This window comes from Candidatus Hakubella thermalkaliphila, assembly GCF_013281975.1.
Classification (GTDB): domain Bacteria; phylum Actinomycetota; class Humimicrobiia; order Hakubellales; family Hakubellaceae; genus Hakubella; species Hakubella thermalkaliphila.
Map to the genome: position 1 here is coordinate 1 of NZ_BLRZ01000058.1, position 11977 is coordinate 11977.

13 protein-coding genes are annotated in these 11977 nt (G+C 46.9%); 1 reads left to right on the top strand and 12 read right to left on the bottom strand.

Annotation, left to right across the window (positions count from 1 at the left end):
- Positions 1-81 precede the first annotated feature (81 nt).
- Together HW443_RS13920 and HW443_RS06530 are read right to left on the bottom strand one after the other, a co-directional pair.
- On the bottom strand, positions 82-360 hold the full coding sequence (locus tag HW443_RS13920; protein WP_407079596.1) for a DUF4258 domain-containing protein: 279 nt from the start codon (positions 358-360) through the stop codon (positions 82-84).
- 647 nt (positions 361-1007) lie between these two features.
- The gene (locus HW443_RS06530) at positions 1008-2222 is read right to left on the bottom strand and encodes an IS110 family RNA-guided transposase (RefSeq protein WP_176230892.1); all 1215 of its coding nucleotides are present in this window, start codon (positions 2220-2222) and stop codon (positions 1008-1010) included.
- A 305-nt stretch (positions 2223-2527) separates the two neighbouring features.
- On the opposite strand from HW443_RS06530, the gene HW443_RS06535 reads away from it, so the two are divergent.
- Complete coding sequence (locus HW443_RS06535) at positions 2528-3862, top strand: ISH6 family transposase (RefSeq protein ID WP_176235801.1); 1335 nt, start codon at positions 2528-2530, stop codon at positions 3860-3862.
- 7 nt (positions 3863-3869) lie between these two features.
- Here HW443_RS06535 and HW443_RS06540 read toward each other — a convergent pair whose 3' ends face one another.
- The 10 genes from HW443_RS06540 to HW443_RS06585 all read right to left on the bottom strand — a co-directional run.
- A complete protein-coding gene (locus tag HW443_RS06540) occupies positions 3870-4040 on the bottom strand; it encodes a hypothetical protein (RefSeq protein WP_176230890.1) in 171 nt (56 codons plus the stop codon).
- Positions 4041-4210: 170 nt separating this feature from the next.
- Positions 4211-4801, bottom strand: coding sequence for a uracil-DNA glycosylase family protein (locus HW443_RS06545; protein ID WP_176230889.1), 591 nt, complete (start codon positions 4799-4801; stop codon positions 4211-4213).
- Positions 4802-4847: 46 nt separating this feature from the next.
- Positions 4848-5174 (bottom strand): hypothetical protein, encoded by a 327-nt coding sequence (locus HW443_RS06550; protein ID WP_176230888.1) that lies wholly within the window; start codon positions 5172-5174, stop codon positions 4848-4850.
- Between the two features lie 127 nt (positions 5175-5301).
- Positions 5302-5787 carry a DUF5714 domain-containing protein gene (locus HW443_RS06555; protein ID WP_176230905.1) on the bottom strand — a complete coding sequence of 162 codons (486 nt, stop codon included), beginning with the start codon at positions 5785-5787 and terminating at the stop codon, positions 5302-5304.
- 742 nt (positions 5788-6529) lie between these two features.
- Positions 6530-7018, bottom strand: coding sequence for a regulatory protein RecX (locus tag HW443_RS06560; protein WP_176237999.1), 489 nt, complete (start codon positions 7016-7018; stop codon positions 6530-6532).
- Positions 7019-7199: 181 nt separating this feature from the next.
- A complete protein-coding gene (recA, locus tag HW443_RS06565; protein ID WP_176238002.1) occupies positions 7200-8219 on the bottom strand; it encodes a recombinase RecA in 1020 nt (339 codons plus the stop codon).
- A gap of 425 nt (positions 8220-8644) precedes the next feature.
- Positions 8645-9220, bottom strand: coding sequence for an RNA 2',3'-cyclic phosphodiesterase (gene thpR, locus HW443_RS06570; protein ID WP_176231062.1), 576 nt, complete (start codon positions 9218-9220; stop codon positions 8645-8647).
- On the bottom strand, positions 9201-10463 hold the full coding sequence (locus tag HW443_RS06575; protein ID WP_176235925.1) for a competence/damage-inducible protein A: 1263 nt from the start codon (positions 10461-10463) through the stop codon (positions 9201-9203). The genes thpR and HW443_RS06575 overlap by 20 nt, the downstream gene beginning before the upstream one ends.
- 109 nt (positions 10464-10572) lie before the next feature.
- Positions 10573-11202: a CDP-diacylglycerol--glycerol-3-phosphate 3-phosphatidyltransferase gene (pgsA, locus tag HW443_RS06580; protein ID WP_176238000.1), complete on the bottom strand. Its 630-nt coding sequence runs from the start codon at positions 11200-11202 to the stop codon at positions 10573-10575.
- The coding region (locus tag HW443_RS06585; protein WP_176238001.1) for a DNA translocase FtsK at positions 11199-11977 on the bottom strand (779 nt) is incomplete at its 5' end. The genes pgsA and HW443_RS06585, both read right to left, overlap by 4 nt.

Sequence of the window (11977 nt, forward strand, 5' to 3'; positions counted from 1 at the left end):
GTTGGATATTTCTCTCCTCAAGTGGTGTGTTACATATTTCGCATTCTCCATAGTTATACATTCTTACCACCTCCTAAAATATTATAGAGCATATACCGTTATAAAAAGTAATTTGCCTGTGCTTTTGATTCTGCAAATGATACCAATCTCTCTCCCATCAACGGCTCGGCCTACAATTTCATAACGTACACCTCTGGGAACCCGTGTAAATTTCCGTCTAATCCTGCCCGTTGCTATGGCTTTTTTGACATCTCCAAATTCAAGTTCATCTGCCGCCATTTCTTCAAAAAAGTGTGGAATTGCAAATTCATATTCTTTCTCAATGACTTTTTTGCGTATTTTATCAATTATATTCAGGATCTACCTTCCTTTTGACCATCGCCTATAATTCTACTCACTACAATATTTATAAGCATGGCAGATAACGAGCTTATATGAAGTGGCGGTCGTTTGTTGCAATTGATCACCTCAAAAAGGTCCCTCATCGAACATGGTACAATATGCATCTTTTTCACTTATGCACCGAGTTGGACATATTTCACAAAAACTGAGTTGTTCATCCCACCCTTTTGAAATTGCATCCAGCATTTTATTAACCAATTTATCACTAAGATTTGGAAAATACGATTCTACCATTTCATACGAAAAGTATACCTTTTCTATTCTACCCGATAGTTTTTGTAAGATAATACCCTTCATCTTCTTTGATGTATAAATTGAAAACTCAGCAAGAGCTTTCTCATCAATTTTGGGCTTTGTACGAAAAGTGCGTGATGGAACTGGTCTGAGGAGTTATCCATGGGGGGTAGAGAGCGGAGAGATTTTAGCCCAGGGCCTCAGGTGGAGCGGGGCGGCCCGAAGGGCAAAATCTCGGAGCTCTTCTAGCACCCTGTGGATAACTCTGCTCCAAGGCACTTGACGCACTTTTCGCCAGAACTATTTTTCTCTATCCTGAAAATACACCTTTGCATAGCGACTACCGTTCTTAAACGGCATTGCTGAAGACTTCAAGCAGCCTCCAACACTACCTTGTAGCCAAGGGCTTCCAAACGTTTTAGACTTCTTAGGACAACGGCTTTCTCATCCCGCTTGTCAAAGTAGTTTGCTCCAAGTTCCTGATATGAAGTACCTTTCTTAAGCATGTGGTAAATTATAACGAGTATGGTGTGGGCAACAGCTAAGGCGGCACGTTTCTTTCCCCGTCTGGCAGCAAGGCGGTGATACTGGGCAGAAAGATAGGTATCTTTGGTGCGGCTGGTGGCATTTGCCGCTTCAACTAGGGTTGCCTTCAACCATTTGTTCCCTTTATTGGACTTACCACTCTTGCGTTTGCCGGCGCTCTCGTTATTTCCAGGTGCCACACCTGCCCAAGAGGCAATATGAGCATCGGTGGGAAATCTCTCCATGTTTAAGCCTGTCTCAGCCAGTACCTGCTCGGCTACCCTTCTTCCTATCCCAGGTATCTCATCCACTAGGGCTATAGCTTCCTCAAAAGGGTGCATCCGCTTCTTTATCTCCTCACTTAAGTCCTCTATCTCTTGGTCTAAAAATTCGATGTGCCGCATCTGAGGGGCAAGCAGCTTCCGCTGGTGTTGGTCCAGCAATCCCCGCAGTGCTCTCTTAAGCTCTGCCGTCTTGTTCTTTAGTCTGCCTTTGGTCATAGCTGCCAGTAAGGAAGGATCATCTGTGCCAGAGATGATCGCCTTAAGCATACTTCGCCCTGACTTTCCCAGTATGTCACTGGCTACTGAGCCTAGTTTGATGTTTGCTCCTTCCAGTACCTTCTGGATACGGTTTGCTTCTGCTACCCGTTCCCGGATAAGGCTCTGGCGGTAGCGTACCAGTTCCCTTAGCTCCCGCTGCTCTTTATCCGGGATAAAACTGCCTCGCAAGAGACCGTGTCGCAGAAGGTCTGCTATCCACTCTGCATCAGCTACATCTGTCTTTCGGCCTGGTACTGCCTTGATATGCCGGGCATTTACCACTAGAAGATCCATCTCTAATCCTTCAAGCAGATTGGATACTGGTTTCCAGTATACCCCCGTACTTTCCATCGCCACATGGGTGCATCCCTCTTTTGTCAGCCAGTCTGCAAGCTCAAGTAAATCCTCTGTCATTGTCCCGAAGGTTCGCATCTTTCTTCCTTCAGGTGTGATCAGACAGGCTGTGATACTTCTTTTGTGCACGTCTAGCCCACAACACCGCTTATACAAAACTTCCACCTATCCACCTCCTTGGTCTCATAACCGGTTGCGATGACCTCCTGGATAGACTCTATCCTGCGTGCTTCCTTAAAGGAGCAACAATTCGTGGTGCCTTCAGGTCATCGGGGTCAGACTTGTAAGCGGGCTCTTGGCACCAAGGAGAGCCGACCTCCTTCACCCGGTTGCTTCTAAGGTGGATATATTCTACACTACCCTTTTTCATCCTTTCGTGGTGCCGCCCGTGGCGGCATGAGTGACTTGTAAAATAAAACGGATTCCTTCTTACTTATAGAATCAGCAAATCTAAAAAAAGGAGGAATCCGTTGAGCGAGATCACGATAGACCTTCGCTTGGTCTTTAAGATACCAGATTCTGGACTGACAATCAATGGTCTGATTCGAGGTTTGAAGGAAGCTTCCTCTGAAATTCATGGGGCCATGGTTTCGACGCTGATGAAGGCTCTGGAAGAGCGAGTCATTGAGCAGAAGCTTGAGCAAGAACCTGGACGCTATCAACGTAATGGGCATCAAAGTCAACCTCGGAAGCTGAGGACTTCTCTCGGAGTGATTGCTTACCGTTTTGCCCAGTTGAGGGATCGACAGCAGGGGGGCACAGTCGTCCCCTTGGTAGAGGCCCTTTCCATCCCTGCCTATGATCACTACCTGGAGGAGACCATGGAGCCCTCCATCGGCCTTTCGGTCCATCTCTCTTACCGGAGGGCCACCAGCGAGGTGGAACGAATTCAGGGACAATCGATGAGTCATACCACCGTCCATAGCCGTCTGCAGGAATTTGCCCAAAGCCACAGTCCTTTTGGAGAGAGGAAAGCCATTACTTTCCGTTACTTGCTCGTAGATGGGACAAAAGTCCATCTCCAGGGTCCTTCGGGACAAGACCTGGGCCAGGCCGAGATGCGTTGGGCCTTGGCCTCTTTAGGGCCTTCCAGTCCCTTTGAGCCAGTCGGCTTCTGGATTAACACCGACTGGGCTGAGATCCGAAAAGAACTGGAAGAACGGCTCGACTATCAAAAGATCGAGATCCTCTTTTCGGATGGAGGCCCTGGGATCGAGGAGAATCTCCTGCGAGCAGGGATGGATCATCAGCGCTGTCAGTGGCATGGGAAAAGAGATTTTCCCTATCTCCTCTATGCCGACGGGGCTAAAAAGCCTGAGCAAAGACCCCTGCTCGAAAAGCTTAAGTCCATCCCGGCCATGCATTTCACCAAAGCTCAATTGGAACAACTACGTCCGGAGGATCGTCCCTTCCTTGAAGAGATAGCCCAAAAGACCCAGCAGGGCTTCCAGGATCTATTGAATGCTCTGGATCCTGAGAAATATCCAAAGGCCAGAACCTATATCCAGAACCTGATTAATCCCGTAACCACCTTTCTTACCTGGTGGCTCAATAAAGGAGAAGTCATTCCTCTCAATACCAACGCCATCGAGTCTGCCTTTAGCCAGGTCTGCAATCGCATCAAGAAAGTGGGAAAACGCTGGTCTGAACAGGGCCTTCTTAACTGGCTAAAAGTCGCCTTTTATAAGATCTTTAAACCCGAACTCTGGACACCTTTATGGCATAATGAGAAAGAGTTTCCTAAAATCAAATTGCTCTCTGTCCAAGCTTCTTGCTACTGGTCAGGAGGTATCACGCAAATTTAGAACAACCTCAAATTTTGTATTTCTTTAGTTGTTTTCCAAGATTTTCCCTAATCTCGTCATAGATACCCATAGATAATTCATAACAAAACCAGTTTAGTTTTGTTTTCTCAAACTCAGTGGAATAGAATGATGTCGGTTTTATCATGCTTATTCCAGATTTGCCTTCTCTTGTTTTCATTGTTATCGTCACCTTTGACTATGTTTGCAGTTTTCCCTCAGCCAGATACGACTTTGCTCCTCTCCGGGGGTAACTGCCAGATACAAAGTGCAAAGATAGTGACCTTTCATTATGTATCCGATTTAAAATATATCTCACCGCCATTTTTGATATACGCCGTGCCCGATTTTTTATCTTTCTATATATGATTCAATTTCCTTTCCTAAACGCAATTTTGCATAGTCATCGAGTCTACCAATAAACCCAGATAATATTACAGCAATTTCCTTTTCATCAAAGTTCCCAACGTATGAAGTAATGTAATCAATTTGAGGTTTAATAACCCTTTTAATGATTTTACAGACTGGAGAACCATTGCATATTATTATCTTCGGGAAATATTTGTTTATTTGCTCCTCAAGATACCCTTTGCAATTGCTAATAATTATTTGAGCTTCTTTCCTCTTGCAATTCTTTGGAGGAAATTCATTGGAAAAACACTTTACTATATCGGTGTGGGCAACTCCTCTCTCTTTCCCAAATAGGTTGTATAATTTCTTTGATACTTTCTTAAAGTCGTGAAAATAAGGATGAATATCTCCTTCGAAACAATTTTCGAGTTCTGTCACATCTCGTTCATCATTCTTCTCTAAGTTACCTTTTGGATTCAATCCTATAATCCAAATCGGGCTATCTCTTTTCCCTTCCAAAAAATCAGAAGGTATATACTTTCTGCTATACTTGAGACCGTAATTTTTACATTTAGAACATTCAAAGTTCATCTTGGTAATCACCACAAATATCCGCAGCTATACGCCATTACAGATGTTAGCCAATATCTCTAGCTCGCACCTTTTCTCGAATGGCTTCAATGAGAGCCTGAATATAGACCATTGTTTCTTTGTCTGGGTCTTCGCCGAAATGCCGCCATCGTCTTTGCTCGAAAAAAAGGCAGGCTCGCAAATCACTCAAAGACTTTGGGAGGGATTTGTCCTTTCTAAACGCTGCAACTGTTGCATTTGCCAGTTTGCCACACTTGTGTGAATGCTTATAGCCGTCAAATGACAAGGCAAACCTCCAAATGTCGGCCCACTCAGCATTGGATGGAGGCAAATCTTGTTCAGTTAACTCAGAGTTGAGTATCTCTTTTATCATCGTCAGCTTACCTTTCTAAAGGCATGGCGTATAACGGTTAAGCTTCTTTCCGAAATTATCGCATCGGAAAGAAGCTTAACCGTTATACGCAGTTGAGTCCATTAGACTTAATTTCAGTCAACAAGTCTCATGCTGTTTTAGGGAAGTAGAGGCACTTCTCCTTCCTACAGTTACGATGGTTTTTGTTGGAATGGAAGCAAGATATCTTTTCTCTATGTATTGGCAAATAAACATCGAAGTACTCCTTCGCTGCATTGTAGCCTACACCAACAGCAGTTCTAACAAAACTCTTACAACACATTGGACCAACATCATTGGCAATAGTATCAATCGTCCGTGCCACAATGTGCATGGTAATAGCAGATTCCCTGTCCTTAGGACATGCTGCCCCCAGAATGACACTGAAGGCGGCACCAACCCCGATAACTACACCACAAACACCAGTGAGGGCACAATAGGGAGGCATAGATTGTTTCTGCGTTCGCTTCATAGCCTCGATGATCTGTTGGTTGGAGACGCTCAAAGTGGCATCATTCTTTAACGCCGCCAGGAGTGATGCAGTAGCAATAAGGGCATGCTCACAACCCAAAAATGGTATCTTTGGATGTGCCATAAGTAGCTCTGCTATTGATAGTGGATCTTTCTCCTCCGTGGCGAGAGCGATATCTTTGACAAGCTCAAATGCACCTTTGCCATGGCATTTGACTGAGATATCCAAGAAACAGAGAATGTTATTCGAAAAGTTTGGTGTGCCGATTCCAGTAGCACCCTAGTTATTAAAATATGCGGATTTTAGGTTTATATGGGACTAAAACGGAAAATTCACTGCAAAACTCACGAATCATTGTTACTATTCGCCAAGGAACACCTACGTCACCTCCCCTAGTATAAAGAAATAAGTCGATCCTTTCCGTGTTGGACTCAGCAACTTTTAGAGCTAAAAGATGTTTATATAATGGCAGGACAGCGTCTTCGGCTATTTGTGAAGAAAAGGGTCGCCTGTCACCTGTAAAATACACAAGCACCTTCGAGTCCCGTGAGTCTTGGATCTTTCGGATAAGTTCTACCCTTTCCTTTCTACTACTCATGTGATTATCTCCTTTTTAACTATAGCACTTACGCATATATACGTCTATCTTCATGACCACCGTTTCGCCTAAAAAGCGATAAAGATTGTATACGGAGTAGAGCAGAGCAAAATTCCGGATACAATCTGGTTGAACGAAGCCGCGACCCATTGGCTATGGGGATTCAATGGACCGACTTCGTTCTGTTAAATCTTTTTCCCCTTAATGATTATCTTTTTCTCCAAACCGTGCTATTGGTCTTTGCTAGTGTCTGAATCAGACTCCTTGTTAGAAGAGCTGGTGGCAGACTTTCCGGATGGTGTCCCCATCAAAACCTTTTCTAAAAAGGAGGTTTTTTATCTTGGTCTCCATTTCTTTATGACTCAGATCTTGGTTATTTCTCATAAATTTTCGGGCTACCCAGGCGGCTTTCTCCACCTCCAGGTCCGGGGGGTAAAGCTGGTTTAGCCTCTCTTCAGCTATCTCCCTGGAGATTCCTTTGCTCATCAGCTCATGGAAGATTTTCCTTCTGGAACTTCTCTTTTTCTCTGACCTCTCCAGAATCCAATCTTCTGTATATCGTTCATCGTCAATCAACCCCCGGCCCTTCAGGTAAGCGCAGGTATTGTCTCTTACTTCCTGGGGGAATCCTAGTTTGGTTAACTTTTGGTGAAGCTCGCCTTCCGTGCGGGGTTTAAAGTTAAGAAATCTAAGAGATGCCTCCAGAGCTCTGGAGTCTGGAGGAGAATTATTATTGTCCATAAGTGTCTTTAGCATATGTAGAGAGTCTCTGTCTGGTCGCACAGCTTAGGGGCTGTGGTCCTGTCAAGTGTTTGAGCCCGCTTTCAGGAACGACCTTCTCTCTACCTGGTAGGTTATACCTCGGAGATCGAGAGGGGACTGGTTCATCCAAACCTTCTAGGAATGATCTCCTCTCCTTTGGCATATTTATCTACGATTACGCCTCAGCTTCCTCTGCCTTGGGCACGCTGACCAGACCTAACTTGATCCTGATCTCCCTCTCTAAAGTAACGGCCAGATCCGGATTATCGACCAGAAACTGCCTGGCGTTCTCTCTACCCTGCCCCAATCGCTCTTCCTGATAAGAATACCAGGCCCCACTTTTCTGAATAACTCCTACATCTGCGCCCAGATCTAGCAACTCGCCCTCTCTAGAAATACCATGGCCATATAAAATATCAAACTCAGCGCTTTTAAAAGGAGGCGCAACTTTGTTCTTTACTACCTTGACTTTAACTCTGTTACCAATAACTTCCTCTCCCTGCTTGAGAGACTCCACTTTTCTGAGGTCCAATCTGATGGAGGAATAGAACTTCAGAGCTCTACCTCCAGGGGTAACCTCAGGATTTCCAAACATCACTCCTATCTTCTCTCGAAGCTGGTTAATAAAGATAGCGGTGGTCTTAGATTTGGAAATAGTGCCTGACAATTTGCGCAAAGCCTGGGACATCAGCCTGGCCTGCAGGCCGACAAAGCTGTCACCCATATCCCCCTCGATCTCCGATCTGGGGACCAGAGCCGCCACTGAATCAATAACCACTACATCTACAGCGGCGCTTCTCACCAACATTTCAGCTATCTCCAGAGCCTGTTCTCCATAGTCTGGCTGGGAGAGAAGAAGATCGTCTATGTTGAGGCCAAGTTTCCTGGCATAATGGGGATCAAGGGCGTGTTCCGCATCTATGAAGGCCACAGTGCCGCCCCTTTTTTGGGCCTCGGCCATTATGTGGAGAGCCAGGGTGGTCTTGCCCGAGGCCTCTGGCCCAAAGATCTCCACCACTCTCCCGCGAGGTACTCCCCCTATCCCCAGAGCCTGATCCAGAGCGATGGACCCTGTGGAGACGGCCTCAATGTTCTGTAGCGGTCCCTCTCTCCCCAGGCGCATTATGGAGCCCTTGCCGTACTGTCTTTCTATCTGGAGGAGGGCAATCTCCAGAGCTTTTTCCTTGTCCATCAGCATTCACCTTTCCTTGTGACTAAAGTTACTCCTTTTACAGTAATCGGCTAGAAAGCCCCCGGTTTTAACCGTGGGGATGAATGGCCTCTTGCTTTTTAGTTTCTAATGTACTATCTATAGAGGCTGTCTAAAAACTCCAATTTCAAAAAGTCATCTCCCACTTCGCCCCTAAAAAGGAGCTAATTTCGCATAAAACTTCCCACATTGACCTCAAAATCAGATCTCATGTAGGAGTAATTCCCCACCTTGGGCAAAATGCCCTTAGTTTTTGGACACCCTCTATAATACTGCTTTGAGATTGGGGCCACAATCTCTCGGTATCCAACCCGTAGAAGCCCCGGCCTTCAGGCCTGGGGAGTGGTCACAATAACCTCATCGGTTAATTTATGCAATTGCACATATCGTAGCAAGAACGCTTGTTTGTGTCAAGAGCTTTTCAACCAAATTTTTTCCAGAGGAATGTAGGTGGGTCCCCGAGAAGAAAGCTTGCTCTGGAAGAGGGTTACCCATTGGCATTCAAATTGGCAACTGAGATCGGAAGGTTCTCCCTCTAACCTTCCAGTAAGATCCACCGCTTTTCTAGATCTTCCCAGGGTCAGATGCAGGTGGATACCCTTCTCCTCTGGTTGGAAACCTATCTGGGTCAGAGACTTTTCCACAGATTGGGTCATATCTGATAGCCTATCTTCTTCACTTTGGATGCCCAGCCAGATAACTCGGGGCCTTTTTATGGTGGGAAAGGCTCCCCATCGGCCAATGGTGACTAGAAAGGGCTTCCAGTGCGGAATGATCTCCTCTAATACCAGAGTAGCCTTCTTAAGATCCTCAGGTGCAAGGTTGCCCAGAAACTTGAGAGTCACATGGAGATTTTCCTTTTCCACCCACTTCACTGCGGCCAGAGACTTCCTCAAAGGAGCTGTTGACTCCCAGAGAGAGTTGCGGATGGAATCTGGGATCTCCACGGCAATGAAACTTCTGATTCTAGTTTCCCCTGCCTCCAAGTTGCTCTCCCAGAAGAAAGCGACGGATCAGATCCAGCATAGACTGGGTAGCCCGATATTGGATGTCTTTTCGGCTACCGTAATATCTCATCCTTTCCGAAACTAGCATGGAATCAGAACAAAGCCCAAGGAAGACCAGACCCACTGGTTTCTCTTCCGTCCCCCCTTTAGGTCCGGCAATTCCGGTGCAGCTTACCGCGATATCAGTAGCAAAAAGATTTCTGGCCCCTTTGGCCATCTCTTCGGCTACCTCTTTGCTTACTGCTCCGAAGGATCGGAGAAATGAGGAGCGCACACCCAGGATTTTTTTCTTGCTCTCGTTGCTGTAAGAAACCACGGAACCTCGAAAATAGTCAGAGCTACCAGGGACGCTGGTAATACGACTGGAGAAAAGTCCCCCGGTACAGGATTCGGCTGCGGAGAGAGAAAGTCCCCTCTTTCGGCACATATCTCCCACCACCTTCTCCGGGTCTTCTTCATCAATGCCGAAGATCTTGTTGCCCAGCCTCTCTCTTATCTGTTTCTCTACCGTGCCCAAGAGCTCCTGGGCTTCCTCTCTACCTCTGGCCCTGGCGGTCAGCCTGATCTGCACTTCCCCCAGGCCAGGCAACATGGCCAGAGTAGGGTTTTGCTGTGCTTTTACTATATCCATAATAGCTGTCTCGATTGCTGGCTCGCTCAGTCCAACGATCCTCAAAAAGCGGGAAATGATTACATCCTGGCTGCCCTTGCCTCGAGAGACCAACAGAGGGAGGACTGATTTTTCCATCATGAACCTCATTTCGCCAGGCACTCCTGGCAAACAGATGATCAGCTTATCTCCTTCTTCCAGAATCAGTCCGGGGGCAGTTCCCATGGGCTGGATGATTCTGGAGCCCTCCAGGATATAGGCTTGCTTTTTTATTCTTTGATATACTGTCCTGTCGATACCAGCAAATCTCTCCTCCAGGTGACTCTCTATTTCCTTATCCAGGACCAGTTCTCGGTGGAAAAAGGAAGAGAGAGCTGATTTGGTCACATCATCCTCGGTGGAGCCAAGCCCACCGGTTATGATCACCGCGTCCGAGCTGGAGAGGCAGAACTCCAGAGCCCTATGAATCCTCTTTTCGTTGTCTCCCACAGTGACCTGCAGGAAAGAGTCTATTCCATTTTCAGCCAGCCTTCCGGCAATAAAAGAAGCATTGGTATTCTCCAGGGACCCCAGAAGTAGTTCCGTCCCTATGGCCAAAATAGAGCAGTTCATGCTGGTCTCTTTTCCTGCAACCTGGTACGGTGGAGATTACCTTCCTCATAACTAATATCTCTGGATGCAGGATCCCCAGGAGATACGGTGTCGGGAGAAGCTGCCTGCTTCATTTCTTGATCAGGGGCACACTATCAATCCAGGGCGTACGAGCCGTGTCGGCAGAAGCTGCCTGCTTCATTTCTTGATCAGGGGCAAAGATCTTCACAGACCTGGCAAAGTATTCAAACCCCGATATGATGGTAATAAATATCGCTATAGCCATGAGCCAGTCCCCCAGGGAGATGTCCAGAAAAAAGATGGCCGGATCAAGGATGAGGGCCACCACGGCCACGATTTGCAGGCTAGTTTTCATCTTGCCATAGATAGAAGCATGCAGAATCAAGTTTTTAGCTGCAGCTACAGAGCGCAACCCTGAAACAGCCAGCTCTCGGGAAATGATGACCATGGCCACCCATGCTGATAGTGTGCCCAGTTGGACCAGGGAGATGAGGGCTGCCGAGATCAGGAGCTTGTCAGCAGTGGTATCCATCATAGATCCCAGAACTGTCACCTCTCTTCTACTCCTGGCCAGGTACCCGTCCAGGGTATCCGTAAGAGCGGCTATACAGAAAACTGCTACCGCGACCCATATGTTAAAACCACTGACAGAGGAAACCCGAATGTCGGTCAAGAGAAAAACCATGAAGACGGGTACCAGGAGTATTCTGACTATGGTGATTCTGCTGGAAAGATTCATCCCTCTCTACTTCGCTCCTGCATCCTCTTCCACTCTTCCATGGTAATGAGGACAGTTCGGGGCTTGCTTCCTTCATAAGCGCTGACTATGCCTCTGTCTTCCATCATGTCGATCAGCCGCCCAGCCCGAGCATACCCGATGCGGAAGCGGCGCTGTAAGAGGGAGGCAGAGGCGTGACCGGCCATAATTACCGTTTCTATGGCCCTATCCAGCAATTCGTCCTCGAAGGGTGATTTCCCACTGTCGTCAGAGTTCTCCGCATAGATCTCCTGCCTGTACCTGGGCTCCACCTGCTTTTTAATATAATTCACTACCATTTCGATCTCGTTCTGGGTAACAAAGGCCCCCTGAACGCGAATGGGTTTAGAAGAGCCGGTAGCAAGAAAAAGCATGTCTCCTCGCCCCACTAGCTTTTCCGCCCCGGCCATATCTAAAATCACCCGGGAGTCGGTAATGGAGGTGACTTCGAAGGCAATGCGGGAAGGAATATTGGCCTTGATCAGGCCGGTTATGACGTTTACCGAGGGGCGTTGAGTGGCGATAATCAGGTGCAGGCCTACTGCTCTGGCCATCTGGCTGAGACGGCAAATGCTATCCTCTACCTCGGCTGAGGAGATCATCATCAAATCGGAGAGTTCATCGATTATCACCAGGATATAGGGAAGAGGTTCCAGGGGCTCCTCAAAACTCTCCTGGTCAATGATTCCCTCTACTATTGCCTGGTTAAAGGGGTCCAGGGATTTGAAGCCTGTTTTGGCCAACAGCTTAAACCTTT